The organism is Azohydromonas sediminis, assembly GCF_003574675.1.
GTDB classification, from domain to species: domain Bacteria; phylum Pseudomonadota; class Gammaproteobacteria; order Burkholderiales; family Burkholderiaceae_C; genus Calidifontimicrobium; species Calidifontimicrobium sediminis.
The window spans coordinates 58,375-73,942 of record NZ_QOAZ01000007.1 but is presented as its reverse complement, the minus strand read 5'-3'; the positions used below and the strand labels follow the sequence as shown (position 1 = coordinate 73,942).

Genomic DNA, 15,568 nt, shown 5'->3' with positions numbered 1-15,568 from the left:
ATCCAAGTTGGCGCAGCCGCGCCGGGTATCCACGGGCTTGGCCGGCCGTGGCGCAGGCCCTGAAATCGGCAGCTCGCCACGTTCGATTGTCGTGCCGACCACGACCCCTGCGGCATGAACCCCTCACGCCCGAACCTCGAAGACCGCCGCCGATGGCTGCGCCGGCTGGCCGGCTTCGGTGCGACCGGCGCGCTGCCGCTGCTGGCGCCTGCGCTCGCGGCGCCCGACCCGTTCGAGGGCGACCCGTTCAAGTCGCATCCATGGCCCGACATGCGCCGCGAGTTCCTCGGCAAGGACGCCCGCGTGCAGTTCGACGACCGGGTCAAGGTGAGCGGGCCGAAGTTCGCCGAGGACCCGATGAACGTGCCGATCAGCGTGCGCACCGACCTGCGCGACGTCGAGCAGATCACCGTCGTCGTCGACCGCAACCCGATCCGCAAGGTGCTCGACTACTGGCCGCTGCAGGCGCTGCCGGCGATCTCGTTTCGCTTCAAGCTCGAACAGGCGTCGCCGGTGCGCGCCGCGGTGCGCACGAAGGACGGCGTGTGGCACGTCGGCGGCACCTGGGTCGATTCGAGCGGCGGCGGCTGCACGGTGTCGGGCGTCACGCGCAACGACGGCAGCTGGGTACGCACGCTCGGCCAGGTGCACGCGCGCATGTTCGCGTCGAGCCCGGTGGGCGACGCCGCGGCGCGGCTGCGGCTGCAGGTGATGCACCCGATGGACACCGGCCTCGTCGGCGGCATCCCGGCGTTCTACGTCAACCGGCTGTCGGTGCGCGACGGCGACGACCGCGAGCTCGCACGGCTGGCCACTTTCGAGCCGGTCAGCGAGAACCCGGTGTTCTCATTCGACTTCCCGGTGCCGCCCAAGGGCGGCGTGCGCGTCGTCGGCAGCGACAACGGCGGCAATCGGATCCAGTCGCGCGTGCCGTCGCCATGACGCGGACGACGATTTCGGCACTGGTGCTGGGCCTGCTGCTGGCGGCCGCGTCGGCCCTGGCCGGCGGGCCGCGCGCCGACGAGAAGACGCTCGACTACCGGCTGCAGGCGCGCGCGCTCGCCCCCGGCGTCTACGTCGTCGAAGGCGACAACGACGACTTCTCGCGCGCCAACGGCTGCAACATCATCAACACCGGGTTCATCGTCACCGGCGCCGGCGTCGTCGTCGTCAACACGGGCCCGAGCCGCCGCTACGGCGAGCAGCTGCGCGCGCTGATCGCACGCACGACGACCGAGCCGGTGGTCGAGGTGATCCACCTCAACCTGCACCCCGACTACTTCCTGGGCAACCAGGCGTTCGCCGACGTGCCGCGGCGCGCGACGGCGGCCACCCGCGAGGGGATGGCGCGCGAGGGCAAGGCCTACGAGGACAACCTGTACCGCCTCTGCGGCGACTGGATGAAGGGCACCGAGGTGCTGCTGCCCAACGCGTCGGTGGCTGCCGGCACGTGGCGCGTCGGTGCACGCGAGTTCGAGCTGATCGAACTGGCCGGCCACACCGACAGCGACCTCGTGCTCGTCGACCGTGCGAGCGGCGTGGCATTCGTCGGCGGTCTCGTGTTCGTCGACCGCATCCCGACGACGCCGCACGCGCGCATCGACCGCTGGCTCGCGAGTCTGGCCGCGCTGCCCGCACAGCGCTGGCGCATGCTGGTGCCGAGCCACGGCCCGGTGCGCGACGACGCGCTGGGCATCGAGCAGACGCGGCGCTACCTGACCTGGCTCGACCAGCACCTGGCGCGCGCGGCGGCGGCGGGCGACGACCTCACCGACGTGCTCGCTGCGCCGGTGCCGGCCGAGTTCCGCGGCTGGGCCGCGTTCGGCACCGAATACTTGCGCAACGTCACCCACCTGTACCCCGGCCACGAGCGCGCGGTGTTGCAGGGCGGGGCGTCGCGCTGAGCGGTGTTCACGTCGCTGCGCTGTGCAACGGTGGAACACCGCCTTGCGGGTAACCCCGCAAGTCCGGGGCGTTCGACGTGGCTGGCGGCGCTGGCACGCGGATTGCCGTGAGCAGCACGTTCGGTGGCGATGGTGGCGCCGACGCTGATTGGTGTGACCTGGAGGAGAGATCGATGCGAATGAAGCTGACGACCCTGCTGGTGGGTGCCGCGATGGCCTCGCTGGCGGCCCATGCGACGGTCACGGATCAGATGATCCGCGACGACGCGAAGACGACGAGCGACGTGCTGAGCTGGGGCATCGGCACCCAGGGCCAGCGCTACTCGCCGCTGAAGACGATCAACAGCAGCAACGTCGCGCGCCTGGTGCCGATGTGGTCGTACTCGTTCGGCGGCGAGAAGCAGCGCGGCCAGCAGTCGCAGCCGCTGATCCACGACGGCGTGATGTACGTCACCGCGTCGTACTCGCGCATCTACGCGCTCGACGTCAAGACCGGCAAGCGGCTGTGGAAGTACGAGCACCGGCTGCCCGAAGGCATCATGCCGTGCTGCGACGTCATCAACCGCGGCGCGGCGCTGTACGACAACCTCGTGATCTTCGGCACGCTCGATGCGCAGCTCGTCGCACTCGACCGCAAGACCGGCGACGTCGTCTGGAAGGAGAAGATCGACGACTACAGCGCCGGTTACAGCTACACCGCCGCGCCGCTGATCGCCGACGGGCTGCTGCTGACGGGCGTCTCGGGCGGCGAGTTCGGCGTCGTCGGCCGCGTCGAGGCGCGCAACCCGAAGACGGGCGAGAAGGTGTGGGTGCGCCCGGTCGTCGAAGGCCACATGGGCTACCGCTACGACAAGGACGGCAAGGCGATCGAGAACGGCGTCTCGGGCACCCCCGGCAAGACCTGGCCGGGCGACCTGTGGAAGACGGGCGGCGCCGCGACCTGGCTCGGCGGCACCTACGACCCGCGCACCGGCCTGGCGTACTTCGGCACCGGCAACCCCGCACCGTGGAACAGCCACCTGCGCAAGGGCGACAACCTGTACTCGTGCTCGACGGTGGCCATCGACGTCAAGACCGGCCAGATCAAGTGGCACTACCAGAACACGCCCAACGACGGCTGGGACTTCGACGGTGTCAACGAGTTCGTGACGTTCGACGACGGCAACCGCATCCTCGGCGCCAAGGCCGACCGCAACGGCTTCTTCTACGTCAACGATGCGCGCACCGGCGAGCTCGTCAACGCGTTCCCGTTCGTCAAGAAGGTCACCTGGGCCACCGGCATCGACCTCAAGACCGGGCGCCCGAACTACGTGCCCGAGAACCGCCCCGGCGACCCGACCGCGAGCGCCGACGGCAAGAAGGGCAGCGTCGTGTTCGCCGCGCCGAGCTTCCTCGGCGGCAAGAACCAGATGCCGATGGCGTACAGCCCCGACACGAAGCTGTTCTACGTGCCGTCCAACGAGTGGGGCATGGAGATCTGGAACGAGCCGATCACCTACAAGAAGGGGGCGGCCTACCTCGGCGCCGGCTTCACGATCAAGACGATCAACGACGACTACATCGGCGCGCTGCGTGCGATCGACCCGAAGACCGGCAAGATCGTCTGGGAGGTCAAGAACGAGGCCCCGCTGTGGGGCGGCGTGCTGGCCACCGGCGGCGACCTCGTGTTCTGGGGCACGCCCGAGGGCTACCTGAAGGCTGCGGATGCCAAGACCGGCAAGGTGCTGTGGCAGTACCAGACCGGCTCGGGCGTCGTCGCGCCGCCGGTGACGTGGGAAGACAAGGGCGAGCAGTACATCGCCGTCGTCTCCGGCTGGGGCGGCGCGGTGCCGCTGTGGGGTGGCGACGTGGCCAAGAAGGTCAACTACCTCGAGCAGGGCGGCATGGTGTGGGTCTTCAAGCTGATGAAGTGAGGACCTGAGCCGGTCCACCTCGCACCGGCAGGGGCTGCGGCGACGCAGCCCCTTTTTCTTGCGCGCCTGCGCCGTGAGCCGCGGGTCCGCATGCGGCGCGACGCCCCCGCTGCCGTGGGGTGCGGGCTACTGCCAGGCCACGAGCTCCATCGTCAGCGTGCCGCCGTGGACGAACGCGTAGCGCGCCGGCTCCTCGCGCTTCAGGCGCACGAGGCCGGGGCCGGGGCAGTACCACTCGGTGGTCACCAGCGGCAGGTCGCGCCAGCCGGCCACCGAGTCGGCGAACACGTGCACGCTGGCGACGCCGCGCACGCGCAGGCAGCGCACGAAGCGGCCGGCGGGCGTCTCCACCGCCTCGTCGGTGGCCTCGATCTGGTAGTGCATCGCCACCGGCGGCACGACGTGGCGCAGCTCGGGCGGGAAGTCGGCGCGCCGTCGCAGCAGGTACGTCGTCGTCGGCGCCTGCCACTGCGTGCCGACGCGGTACGGTGCCTTCAGCACATAGCGGCGCTGCGCGTCGGGCCGCGGCTCGGCGTCGAGGTCGCTCTTGCTCGCGACGCGGTAGATGCCGCTGTCGTCGGCGCGCAGCCAGTAGTCGACGCCGTCGTCGCTGCGCCGCCGCCAGGCCGGGCCGTCGTCGAGCGCCTCGCGGCCGAGCGTGCGCAGCCGCAGTGTCTCGTGCTCGACGGCGGCCGAGTCGTCGCGCTCGCTCGTCACGCGGTACGTCCACTCGTGGCCGGGGTCGAGCGGGAACAGGGCCTCGCCCGCCGGTGCACGGCAGCCGGCCAGCGCGGCCGCGGCCAGCGCGAGCGCGGCCAGACGCCAGGACGGGTGCGCGATCGTTGCCGTCATTTCTCGGGCAGCTGCGGCACCGGCAGGTCGCGGATCCTGATCTCCTGCGCCTCGCTGCCGGGCCGCAGCCACGACAGGCCCTGCACGCCGCGCCGCGGTTCGGCAGTGCCGAGCTGGCTGATGCCCTGGCGGACCTTCTTCAGCGCGTCGTTGAGCAGCGCGTGCAGGTCCTTGCTGTAAGGCAGCCGGAAGGCGCGCGGCTCGGGGGCGGGCTTGCCGTCGACGAGCTCGTGGACCCAGACGTACAGCGCGCCCGGCGTCGTCTTGCCGGGCTCCTCGATGACGGCGGCGAGCAGCACGAAGCGCTCGGGCAGCGCCTCGCGGCTCGGGCGCCCCCACACGTCGCCGAGCGTGGCCGACGCGGCGAACCACAGCCCGACCGCGCCCGCGACGACGGCTGCGCGCGCCCACCCGGGCCAGCGCGAGAACAGCAGCGCGAGCGCCGCCGCGAAAACCGCGGCGACGTAGAGCCACAGCAGGACGTCGGTACCGCTCACGAACGCTCCACGATCGACTTCGGCAGCGTGTTGACATCGCGCACCTCGCCGTCGCGGTCGACGGTGAAGCGCACCGCGGTGGCCTCGTCGCCCTTGCGCGCGAGGTCGACGCTGCCGTAGAAGACGACGCTCGCGCGCGGGTTGACCTTGACGACCGAGACGTTGACCGTCACCGGCTGGCCGTTGCGGCTCTCGTAGTAGTGCACGTTGACGGTGTACTCGCCGGGCGCGAAGCCGCGGATCGTCACCACCTCCTGGTTCAGCGGGTTCACGATCTGGCGGCCGTCGATCACGATCGTGTCGTTGGTCATCCCGCGGTCGTCGCGGTCCAGGTGCATCATGCCGCCTTCGCGCGCGCGGAACCACACCAGGTTGCCGGCCGGGTCCTGGACCCAGGTGTCGATGTCGTTGGGGTCCATGTCGGGCCAGGTCACGGTGACGATGAACTCGGCCTTGGCGTCGATCACGCCGGTGCGCGCCTTCGGATTCATCGCCACCAGCGCCACCGCGAACAGCAGCACGAAGACCAGCAGCGTGTTGAACAGCAGGTCGCTGAACGGGTCGAGGTCGTCGTGGCGGCGCCGGCGCAGGTAGGCCATCGCCGCCTCAGCCCAGCTCCCCGCCGGCGATCGACGCCGCAACGCGGTCGGCCAGACGGTCGAGCAGCAGCAGCTGCAGCCCGAGCCAGAGGTTGGCGACGAGGCCCACGAGCGTCGTGTACAGCGCGATCGCCATCCCCTCGGTCATCTGCTTGAGCAGCAGCTGCACCTCGGCGAGCTCGAAGACCTGGCTCGCGGCCAGCCGCGACGCCGTCACGATGAAGCCGACGACGGTGCCGAGCAGGCCGAGCTTGATCGCCGAGGCGGCGAACCACCACGCCGTCTCGTGCGGGCCGTGGCTGCGCTCGGCCAGGCGCTGCGCGGCCTGCGGGTCGGCGCCGCCGCCCTCGAGCCGCCACAGGCGCGCCCATTCGCCGTCGGGCGCGGCCTCGCGGGCCAGGCGCCACGCGCGCCGTCCGCACCACGCGGTCACGGCCAGCGCGAGCGCGACGATCAGCAGGCTGATGCGGCTCGGGTCGCGCTCGACGAGCAGCGCCCAGCCGCCGGCGCGCGCGACCTGCCAGCCGACGAACAGCGCCAGCGCCGCGTGCAGCACCCAGGCCCAGAACAGGCCCTGCGCGAGCGTGCGCGTGCCGCTGGTGGCGACCGTGCCGCCGCCACCGCGCCGGATCGCGACGTCGAGCAGCGCCTTCACGCCTTCGGCTCCGTCGCGCCGGCAGCCGCATGCGGCGGCGCAGCGCTCACAGCTCGATCTCCATGCCGGCGTAGGCGATCTCGATCGCCCGCGCGCCCGAGACGTCGGCGCAGCCGCTGGCCGCCGGCGGCTGCAGCAGCACCTTGCGCGCGGCGCGCGCTTCGAACAGGGCGGCGATCCACGGCGGCGGCAGCGCTCCCGCGGGGCCTTCGCGCCACACGCGGCAATCGCCGCCGACGATCACGCAGTCGCTGTCGTCCATCCAGGGAGCCGGCGGCGTCGAGGCCTTGTCGAGGGCGGGTGCGTAGAACAGCTGGTGGCCGCTCGCGGCGTCGCGCACGACGAGCGCGATCGCCTCGCCGGCGCCGCTGCCTTGCCCGGCGTCGAGACCCACCGCGGTGAAGTCCAGCGACGGCCAGGCGTCGATGCGAAAGCGCGCGAGTTGCGCGTCACCGGCCACCGCGACGAGGCGCCAGTGCACGTCGCAGTAGTGCTGCAGCACCGGCAGCACCGGCAGCCCGACCGTCAGCTGCTCGAACACCGCCGGCGTCGCGTACAGGTCGATCGGGTGGCCGTCGCGCAGGCTCAGCAGCCCGCTCGCGTGGTCGGCGCGCGCGTCGGTCAGCACGACGGCGATCGGCTCGTCGCGGCTCGGCGGCTCCAGCGCGTCGGGCACCGCGCCGGCCGCGTCGAGCATCACCCAGTGGTGGCCGTCGACCGACAGGCCCAGTCCCGGCCGCTGGGTGGGCCGCTTCGGTGGCGGGCCGAGGACGACGATCTTCACCGCGATCGTCCGCGGGTGCGGACCGGTGTCGGTGGCAGGTTCGGCGCGGCGGCCATCGGATCTCCCTCGCAATCGTGTCGTGTCTGGTGACGGTCCCGGACCGCAGCGCCGCGCCGTGCTGGCGACGCGTGCGGCCGTGCGCCGCGATCGTGAGCAAGAGCCATGCCGTGGACAGGCCCTGCCGGATGGCTGGTGCGTGCAGGTCCGGCGGCTGCGGCTGGGTCGCCATCGGCGGCGCCATGCCGCGCCGGCACGGGGCAGGGCCGGGCGCTCGCCGAGGCGTCAGTTCCGGTTCCAGCGCAGCTTGCGGTAGATCGTGTTGCGGCTGATGCCCAGCCGCTTCGACGCTTCCGAGATGTTGCCGCCCACCGCCTCGAGCGTGAGGCGGATCGTCTCGATCTCGATCTCCTCGAGCGAGCGGCCGGCCACCGGTGGCGCGGCGGGCAGGGTCGGCGCCGGCGGCGGTACCGGGCGCGGTGGCGGCACGGGCGGCGCCGCGACGATCGGCGGCGCCGCCGGGAACTCGTCGCCGGCCTGCGCCGCGGCCGCGCGTGCGTCGTCGAGGAAGTCGTCGCTGAGGTGATCGACCGTGATCGTCGGCTGCCCGGCGGCCATCACGGCGGCGGTGCGCAAAACGTTAAACAGCTGGCGCACATTGCCCGGCCATCGGTACGCCTGGAACAGCCGCACGACCTCGGGGCTGAGCTGCAGCGGGCGCTGCGGCGACTCGCGCTCGAGAATGCGGCGCGCCAGCGCCATCAGGTCGGTGCGCTCGCGCAGCGGCGGCAGCCGCACCGCCAGGCCGTTGAGGCGGTAGTACAGGTCCTCGCGGAACGTGTGGGCGGCGATCATCTCGCGCAGGTTGCGATGCGTCGCGCAGATGATCGCGACGTCGACACCGATCGACTTGGTGCTGCCCAGCGGCGTGACTTGGCGCTCCTGAAGCACGCGCAGCAGGTGCGCCTGCAGCGGCAGCGGCATGTCGCCGATCTCGTCGAGGAACAGCGTGCCGCCGTTGGCCTGCACGATCTTGCCCACGGCGCCCTTGCGCCGCGCGCCGGTGAACGCGCCCTCTTCGTAGCCGAACAGTTCGGCCTCGATCAGAGTCTCGGGGATCGACGCGCAGTTGACGGCGACGAACGGCTGCCGCGAGCGGCGCGAGTCGTGGTGGATCGCGCGCGCCAGCAGTTCCTTGCCGGTGCCGGTTTCACCGAGGATCAGCACGGGGATGTCGCGGTCGAGCACACGACGGATCTTGGCGACGACCTGCTCGATCTGGGCGTCGCCGGTCTGCAGCTGCGCAAGGCCCGAGGGCGACGCATCGCGCGCCGACACGGCCGGCGCGTCGGCCGTTGGCGCCGCGGGCGCGGCCGGCTCGGCGGCGGCGGCCGGCGCGCTCCGGAGCCGGTCGGACAGGTCGTGCCAGACCGGAAAGTTGAAGCGCGCGACGACGTGGAACTGGCGCCCGCCAGGCGTCGTGACCGCCACTGGCGTGGCCAGCGGCGAGCGGAACCGGTCGACCAGCGCGCCGACGCTGGTGCCGAACAGCGACACCAGCGTGTGCATGCGCACCGCGGCGCTGCTCATGCCGAGCTGGTCGAGCGCGCCGCGGTTGGCGCCGACGATGCGTCCCTCGGGCGAGACGGCGAGGATGCCCTCCATCAGCGTGCCGATGAACTCGACCCGGCTGTGGAAGTGCAGCCGCATCACGTGGCGGAAGTCGTCGTTGAGCCAGTGGTTCTCGATCATCCGCGCCGACATCTTCACCAGCCCCATCGTGTGCTGGTGGTAGCTGCGATGGTCGCCGGTGACGTCGAGCACGCCGAGGATGTTGCCGCGCGGGTCGAGGATCGGCGCGGCCGAGCAGGTCAGGAAGTGGTTGGCGTGCAGGAAGTGTTCGTCGGCATGGACGAGCGTGGGCGCTTCGTCGACGAGCGCCGTGCCGATCGCATTCGTGCCCTTGGCAGGCTCGGACCAGTTGACGCCGGGCTGCAGCGCGACCTTCTGCGCCTTCGCGAGGAAGTCGTCGTCACCGATCGCGTGGATGATCGTGCCGGTGGCGTCGCACAGCACGACCATGCTCTCGGTGTTGACGATCTGCTCGTAGAGCATCTCCATCACCGGCGCGGCGTGGCTGTACAGCCGCAGGTTGCGCTCGCGCACGATGCTCAGGTCGGAGCGGCCGAGCGGTGCGTGATCGGGGCGCTCGATGCGTGACAGCCCGAACGCCGCGCAGCGCTCGTGCGACTGCTTGATCGCGTCGATGTGCCCCGGATGCGGTGCGGTGGCGTTCACCGAGGCTGCGCGCCCCTCGCGCTCGGCACTCATGCGCCCGGCCGGGCCGGTGGCGAATGTTCGGTAGGCAGGCATCCTTCGTCTCCTCTGCTGCACTTCGGCGGGCGCGGCTTCGCTGTCCGCGTCCCGGGCGCGAGTGTTCCACATGCTGCATCGCGAACCTGAACCGTTCCTGATCGGAACAGGAGGCCTCGGGCCGACCCCGACGCTGCGCGGTGCTCCTGGCGCCGCGGCCGATGGCACGCGGTTTGCAGAAACGGTGCATCCCTGCATTCCAACCACGGAGCAACCTTCCGATGATCACGCAGCCCCTTCGTTTCGACCTGCGGCCGTTCGCCGCCGCCCTCGTGCTGGCGCTGTCGGGCGCGGCGTTCGCCCACGGCGACGTCACGCCGCAGGCCGTCGACACCCGCGAGCTGCCGCAGCTCGGCGAGCAGTGGCGCACCGAGAACCCCTACCGCAACAATGCGGTGGCGGTGCGCATCGGCAGTTCGGCGTACAACCAGAACTGCGCGCGCTGCCACGGTCTCGAGGCGGTCTCGGGCGGCATTGCACCGGACCTGCGCAAGCTCGATGGCGACTGCGCGACACTGCGCGACGACAAGCGCAAGGCCGCGTGCGTGAAGGAGATGGACGACTTCTACCTCGGCAGGGTGCGCCGCGGCGTGGCCCGCAACGGTGCGGTCTACATGCCGCCTTTCGAGGGCATCTTGAGTCAGGAGGCGATGTGGTCGATCAAGTCGTACCTCGAAACGCGGCGGGAGAAGCCGATTTGAGGCCGCCGGCCGACCGCCGGCGCCGCCGGCTGATCACGGCGGCGGCGGCCGCCGTCGCCACCGCTGCGCTGCCGCTGGCTGCGCGTGCCGAGGCGCTGGCGCGCGTGAAGGAGCGCGGGCGGCTGTCGGTGGCGGTCTACCACGACATGCCGCCGTTTCACGTCGGCGGCGAGGGCATCGACGTGATGCTCGCGCGTGCGCTGGCGCAGCACCTCGGGGTCACGCTGTCGCTGCTGCCGTTTCACGCCGGCGAGAGCATGGGCGACGATCTGCGCAACATGGTCTGGCGCGGCCACTATCTCGGCTTCGGTCCGGCCGACGTGATGCTGCACGTGCCGGTCGACCCGCCGCTGATGCGCGCGACGCCGCAGGTCGAGATCTTCGCGCCGTACTACCGCGAGCGGGTGATGATCGCGCGCCGCCTCGACGCCGTGCCGCGCATGGACGGTCTGGCCGACTTCGGCACGCAGCGCATCGCCGTGGCGGGGCAGAGCCTGGCCGGCTGGCTGCTGATCGGTGCCGAAGGCGGGCGTTACCGCGACCAGCTGGACACCAAGATCGCCGACGGCACCGAGGCCGCGCATCGGCTGCGGCGCGGTGAAGTCGCCGGCGCCGCGGGGCTCGCCTCCGAGCTCGAGTCGGTCCTGGGCGGCGCCAGCGGCGTGGCGATCGAGCCGCTGCCGCTGCCGCAGATGCGCAACGGCTGGGCGGTGGGCATGGCCGTCAAGCGCGACGCGCGCGATCTCGCGCAGGCGCTGCAGGCGGCCGTCGAGGCGCTCGCCGCCAGCGGCGAACTGGCGGCGATGTTCGCGTCGCGCAACGTGTCGTGGCGCCGGCCGTGACAGCGCGGCGACGCTGTCACGGCGTGGAACACCGCTAGGGTTAGACCTAGGTTTCGGCGCCGAGGCCACCTTCGCAACATACGTCACAGGCACCGTGGCGTCGCCAGGGCAGGCTGCGCCGGTATGCCCCGTGTCCACTCCACCCCGAGGACCCCATGCAGAAAACCTTGCACATCAACCCCGACAAATGCACCGGCTGCCTGCAGTGCGAGATGGCGTGCTCGTTCGAGAACTACGCCACCTACGCGCCGGCGAAGTCGCGCATCAAGGTGTTCGACTTCCACCACACCGGGCGCAAGGTGCCTTACACCTGCACGCAGTGCGACGAGGCTTGGTGCCTGCACGCGTGCCCGGTCGAGGCGATCACGATCGACAAGCTCACGGGCGCCAAGGTCGTCAACGAGACGACCTGCGTCGGCTGCAAGGTGTGCACGATCAGCTGCCCGTTCGGCACGATCAACTACGTGCAGGAAACCGGCAAGGTGCAGAAGTGCGACCTGTGCGGCGGCCAGCCGGCCTGTGCCGAAGCCTGCCCCACCGGCGCGATCACCTACATCGACGCCAACTGGACGGGCCTGTCGAAGATGCAGGCCTGGGCCGACAAGCTCGGCAACCAACCCGCTGCCGCATAAGGAGTACGACATGTCCTGGGCAGGAAAGATCCTCCGCGTCAACCTGAGTGCCGGCACCGTCAAGGCCGAGCCGCTGAACATGGACTGGGCGCGCGCCTACCTCGGCTCGCGCGGCTTGGCCACCAAGTACATCGTCGAGGAGGTCGACCCGAAGGTCGACCCGCTCGGCCCCGACAACAAGATCATCTGGGCGACAGGGCCGCTGACCGGCACGATGGCCTCGACCGGCGGGCGCTACACCGTCGTCACCAAGGGCCCGCTGACCGGCGCGATCGCGTGCTCGAACTCGGGCGGCCACTGGGGCGCCGAGCTCAAGATGGCCGGCTGGGACATGATCATCTTCGAGGGCAAGTCGGCCAAGCCGGTGTACCTGTACGTCGAGGACGACACGGCCGAGCTGCGCGACGCCGGCCACTTGTGGGGCAAGAGCGTCTGGGAGACCGAGGAGACGCTGAAGAAGCAGCACCAGGACCCGCTGCTGCGCATCTCGAGCATCGGCCTGGCCGGCGAGAACCAGGTGCTGTTCGCCGCCGTCGTCAACGACCTGCACCGCGCTGCCGGGCGCTCGGGCGTCGGCGCCGTGATGGGCAGCAAGAACCTCAAGGCGATCGCGGTGCGCGGCACCAAGGGTGTCGGCAACATCAAGAACCCGAAGGAGTTCATGAAGGTCACCTTCGAGAAAAAGAAGGTGCTCGCCGACAACGCCGTCACCGGCCAGGGCCTGCCGACCTATGGCACGCAGGTGCTGATGAACGTCATCAACGAGATCGGCGCGCTGCCCACGCGCAACCACCGCGACGTGCAGTTCGAGGGCGCGAAGGACATCTCGGCCGAGGCGATGGCCACACCGCGCAAGAGCGACGGCAAGCCGCAGCTCGTCACGAACCAGGCGTGCTTCGGCTGCACGATCGCGTGCGGGCGCATCAGCAAGATCGACCAGACGCACTTCAGCGTGCAGAACAAGCCGCAGTACTGGGGCGCGTCGGGCGGCCTCGAGTACGAGGCGGCGTGGGCGCTCGGCGCGGCCAACGGCGTAAACGACCTCGAGGCGCTGCAGTACGCCAACCTGATCTGCAACGAGCACGGGATGGACCCGATCAGCTTCGGGGCCACCGTCGGCGCGGTGATGGAGCTGTACGAGATGGGCGTGCTGACGAAGGAGCAGCTCGGCATCGAGGCGCCCTTCGGCTCGGCGAAGGCGCTGTGCGAGTTCGCCGACATGACGGCGCGCGGCATCGGCTTCGGCAAGGAGATCGGCCAGGGCAGCAAGCGGCTGACTGCCAAGTACGGCCATCCCGAACTGAGCATGAGCGTCAAGGGCCAGGAGTTCCCGGCGTACGACAGCCGCGGCATCCAGGGCATGGGGCTGACCTACGCGACGAGCAACCGCGGTGCCTGCCACCTGCGCAGCTACACGGTGGCTTCCGAGGTGCTCGGCATCCCGGTCAAGACCGACCCGCTGAGCGCCGAAGGCAAGCCCGAGCTCGTGAAGGCGTTCCAGGACGCCACCGCGGTGTTCGACTCGGCCGGTATCTGCGTGTTCACGAGCTTCGCGTGGACGTTGGCCGACGTGCAGCCGCAGCTCGCTGCCGCTTGCGGCGAGGAGTTCACGCTCGACAACCTCAACGTGATCGGCGAGCGCATCTGGAACATGGAGCGCGACTTCAACAACCGTGCCGGCTTCACGGCCAAGGACGACACGCTGCCGCCGCGCCTGCTCAACGAGCCGGCCAAGACGGGGCCTGCGAAGGGTTTGGTCAACAAGCTGCCCGAGATGCTGCCGAAGTACTACGAGGTGCGTGGCTGGAACCCCGACGGCACGCTCAAGCCCGAGACGCGCGCGCGGCTGGGGCTGTGATCCCGCGTCCCGGTTGAACCCACCCGAAGGCGGTCGCGAGACCGCCTTCTCACTTCGAGAACCCACGATGAAGCACGTGATCCTCGGCGCCGGCCCCGCCGGCGTCATCGCGGCCGAGACGATCCGCAAGCATGCGCCGCACGACGAGATCCTGATCGTCGGCGACGAGCCCGAGGTGCCGTACTCGCGCATGGCGATCCCGTACCTGCTGATCGGCAATATCGGCGAGGAGGGCACGCACCTGCGGCACGGCAGCGACCACTACGAGAAGCTGCGCATCGGCATCCGGCGCGGCGTGCGTGCGACCGGTGTCGACACGAAGGCGCGCACCGTGGCGCTCGACGACGGCAGCACGGTGCCGTTCGACCGCCTGCTGATCGCCACCGGCTCGCGCCCGGCGAGCCCGCCGATCCCCGGCATCCACACCGCCGGCGTGCACACCTGCTGGACGCTGAAGGACGCGAGGGCGATCATGCAGCGCGCGCAGAAGGGCGCGCGCGTGATCCAGATGGGCGCCGGCTTCATCGGCTGCATCATCATGGAGGCGCTCGCGGTGCGCGGCGTGCAGCTGACCGTCGTCGAGATGGGCGACCGCATGGTGCCGCGCATGATGGGCCCGACGGCCGGCGGGATGATCAAGGCGTGGTGCGAAGCCAAGGGCGTGCGCGTGTTCACCGGTGCGCGCGTCGAGGCGATCGAGCCGCACGTGCCGCTGCGCGTGCGCCTGTCGACTGGCGACCACCTCGAGGCCGACCTCGTGATCAGCGCCACCGGCGTCAAGCCGGCGATCGGCTTCCTCGAGAACTCCGAGATCAAATGCCTGCAGGGCGTGCTGACCGACGAGCACATGCAGACCACCGTGCCGGGCATCTACGCCGCCGGCGACTGCGCCGAGGCGTTCGACAAGGTCAGCGGCAAGACGGTGGTCAGCGCGATCCAGCCCAATGCGGCCGACCAGGCGCGCGTGGCGGGGCTCAACATGGTCGGACTGAAGGCCGAGCTCAAGGGCGTCACGCAGATCAACGTGCTCGACACGCTCGGGCTGATCTCGGCCAGCTTCGGCAACTGGCAGGGTGTGCCCGGCGGCGACCACGTCGAGCTGACCGACCGCGACGCCGGCAAGCACTTGAGCCTGCAGTTCGCCGGCGATCGCCTCGTGGGCTGCAACAGCATCGGCTGGACCGAGCACGTCGGCGTGATGCGCGGCCTCGTCGAAGGGCAGGTCAGCCTCGGCGAGTGGAAGGACAAGCTGCTCGCCGATCCGACGCTGCTGATGGAGGCTTATCTCGCCCGCGCGCAGGCGCAGGAGGCGCGCGCCCTGGTCAAGGCCTGACGGCACGCCGGCACCGCCTGCGGCGGTCATGCGGCAACATCGCGGCATGCAGATCACGTTCAAGCTCTACGCCAGCCTCGCGCAGTACCTGCCGCCCGAGGCGCGCAGCGGCAATCAGGTCGCGCTCGACGTCGCGCCCGGCGCGACGATCGCGCAGGTCATCGAGCCGTTCGCGCTGCCGATGAAGCTGGTGCACCTGGTGCTGATCAACGGCGTCTACGTGCCGCCCGAGGAGCGCGCGACGCGCACGCTCGCCGACGGCGACGTGCTCGCGATCTGGCCGCCGATCGCCGGCGGCTGAGCGGGCGGCGCGCGTGCTGCCGCACGACGGGCCCGTCTTCGAGCGTGAGATGGGCTGCACGGCCGACGAGCTGCGCGGCTGGCTGCCGGGCGCCTGCCGGGGTGCCGCGCTCGCGTGGCGCGACGGCGGTGCCGACGTGACGCTGGGCGCCGGCCGCCTGCGGCTCGACTGGCAGGTGCTGCCGCCGCGGCGCATCGCGCTCGTCGTGCTGCCGCGGCTGGCGGTGCGCTTCGCGTTCGAAAGCGTCGGCGACGACGAACGCCGCCGCTTCATGCGCCACTTCGACCTGTGCACGCAGCGCGGCGGCGGGTAGGGCACCCGCCGCGC

General features: G+C 70.9%; 16 protein-coding genes. 10 read left to right on the top strand and 6 right to left on the bottom strand.

Annotated elements, in window-relative coordinates:
* Positions 1 to 114: 114 nt before the first annotated feature.
* The 3 genes from DRV96_RS05915 to DRV96_RS05905 all read left to right on the top strand — a co-directional run bounded on the left by DRV96_RS05915 (position 115) and on the right by DRV96_RS05905 (position 3,817).
* Positions 115 to 942, top strand: a complete 828-nt coding sequence (locus tag DRV96_RS05915; protein ID WP_119288827.1) for a quinoprotein dehydrogenase-associated SoxYZ-like carrier — start codon at positions 115 to 117, stop codon at positions 940 to 942.
* Positions 939 to 1,904 (top strand): quinoprotein relay system zinc metallohydrolase 1, encoded by a 966-nt coding sequence (locus DRV96_RS05910; protein ID WP_119288824.1) that lies wholly within the window; start codon positions 939 to 941, stop codon positions 1,902 to 1,904. The genes DRV96_RS05915 and DRV96_RS05910 overlap by 4 nt, the downstream gene beginning before the upstream one ends.
* A gap of 173 nt (positions 1,905 to 2,077) precedes the next feature.
* Complete coding sequence (locus tag DRV96_RS05905) at positions 2,078 to 3,817, top strand: PQQ-dependent methanol/ethanol family dehydrogenase (RefSeq protein WP_119288822.1); 1,740 nt, start codon at positions 2,078 to 2,080, stop codon at positions 3,815 to 3,817.
* Between the two features lie 126 nt (positions 3,818 to 3,943).
* On the opposite strand, the gene DRV96_RS05900 is transcribed toward DRV96_RS05905, so the two are convergent.
* The 6 genes from DRV96_RS05900 to DRV96_RS05875 form a co-directional block, all read right to left on the bottom strand.
* Positions 3,944 to 4,669, bottom strand: coding sequence for a hypothetical protein (locus DRV96_RS05900; RefSeq protein ID WP_235823305.1), 726 nt, complete (start codon positions 4,667 to 4,669; stop codon positions 3,944 to 3,946).
* A complete protein-coding gene (locus tag DRV96_RS05895; protein WP_119288820.1) occupies positions 4,666 to 5,166 on the bottom strand; it encodes a hypothetical protein in 501 nt (166 codons plus the stop codon). The genes DRV96_RS05900 and DRV96_RS05895 overlap by 4 nt, the downstream gene beginning before the upstream one ends.
* Positions 5,163 to 5,765: a hypothetical protein gene (locus DRV96_RS05890; protein WP_119288818.1), complete on the bottom strand. Its 603-nt coding sequence runs from the start codon at positions 5,763 to 5,765 to the stop codon at positions 5,163 to 5,165. Before DRV96_RS05890 ends, DRV96_RS05895 begins: the two co-directional genes overlap by 4 nt.
* Before the next feature lie 7 nt (positions 5,766 to 5,772).
* A complete protein-coding gene (locus DRV96_RS05885; RefSeq protein WP_162910960.1) occupies positions 5,773 to 6,420 on the bottom strand; it encodes a MotA/TolQ/ExbB proton channel family protein in 648 nt (215 codons plus the stop codon).
* 46 nt (positions 6,421 to 6,466) lie between these two features.
* Positions 6,467 to 7,204, bottom strand: a complete 738-nt coding sequence (locus DRV96_RS05880; protein ID WP_119288814.1) for an MBL fold metallo-hydrolase — start codon at positions 7,202 to 7,204, stop codon at positions 6,467 to 6,469.
* A 282-nt stretch (positions 7,205 to 7,486) separates the two neighbouring features.
* Positions 7,487 to 9,574 carry a sigma-54-dependent Fis family transcriptional regulator gene (locus DRV96_RS05875; RefSeq protein ID WP_235823304.1) on the bottom strand — a complete coding sequence of 696 codons (2,088 nt, stop codon included), beginning with the start codon at positions 9,572 to 9,574 and terminating at the stop codon, positions 7,487 to 7,489.
* Between the two features lie 221 nt (positions 9,575 to 9,795).
* Here DRV96_RS05875 and pedF point away from each other — a divergent pair, with 221 nt between their 5' ends.
* From pedF to DRV96_RS05840, 7 genes are all read left to right on the top strand, one after another.
* Positions 9,796 to 10,275 (top strand): cytochrome c-550 PedF, encoded by a 480-nt coding sequence (gene pedF, locus DRV96_RS05870; protein ID WP_119288809.1) that lies wholly within the window; start codon positions 9,796 to 9,798, stop codon positions 10,273 to 10,275.
* Positions 10,272 to 11,117, top strand: a complete 846-nt coding sequence (locus tag DRV96_RS05865; RefSeq protein WP_235823303.1) for a substrate-binding periplasmic protein — start codon at positions 10,272 to 10,274, stop codon at positions 11,115 to 11,117. The genes pedF and DRV96_RS05865 overlap by 4 nt, the downstream gene beginning before the upstream one ends.
* Before the next feature lie 155 nt (positions 11,118 to 11,272).
* Complete coding sequence (locus DRV96_RS05860) at positions 11,273 to 11,749, top strand: 4Fe-4S dicluster domain-containing protein (protein ID WP_119288805.1); 477 nt, start codon at positions 11,273 to 11,275, stop codon at positions 11,747 to 11,749.
* Positions 11,750 to 11,759: 10 nt separating this feature from the next.
* Entirely contained in the window at positions 11,760 to 13,607 is a 1,848-nt protein-coding gene (locus tag DRV96_RS05855; RefSeq protein WP_119288802.1) for an aldehyde ferredoxin oxidoreductase family protein, read from the top strand.
* Positions 13,608 to 13,674: 67 nt separating this feature from the next.
* On the top strand, positions 13,675 to 14,940 hold the full coding sequence (locus DRV96_RS05850) for an NAD(P)/FAD-dependent oxidoreductase (RefSeq protein WP_119288800.1): 1,266 nt from the start codon (positions 13,675 to 13,677) through the stop codon (positions 14,938 to 14,940).
* Between the two features lie 46 nt (positions 14,941 to 14,986).
* The gene (thiS, locus tag DRV96_RS05845; RefSeq protein ID WP_119288798.1) at positions 14,987 to 15,241 is read left to right on the top strand and encodes a sulfur carrier protein ThiS; all 255 of its coding nucleotides are present in this window, start codon (positions 14,987 to 14,989) and stop codon (positions 15,239 to 15,241) included.
* A gap of 13 nt (positions 15,242 to 15,254) precedes the next feature.
* A complete protein-coding gene (locus DRV96_RS05840; RefSeq protein ID WP_235823302.1) occupies positions 15,255 to 15,554 on the top strand; it encodes a hypothetical protein in 300 nt (99 codons plus the stop codon).
* Positions 15,555 to 15,568: the final 14 nt, after the last annotated feature.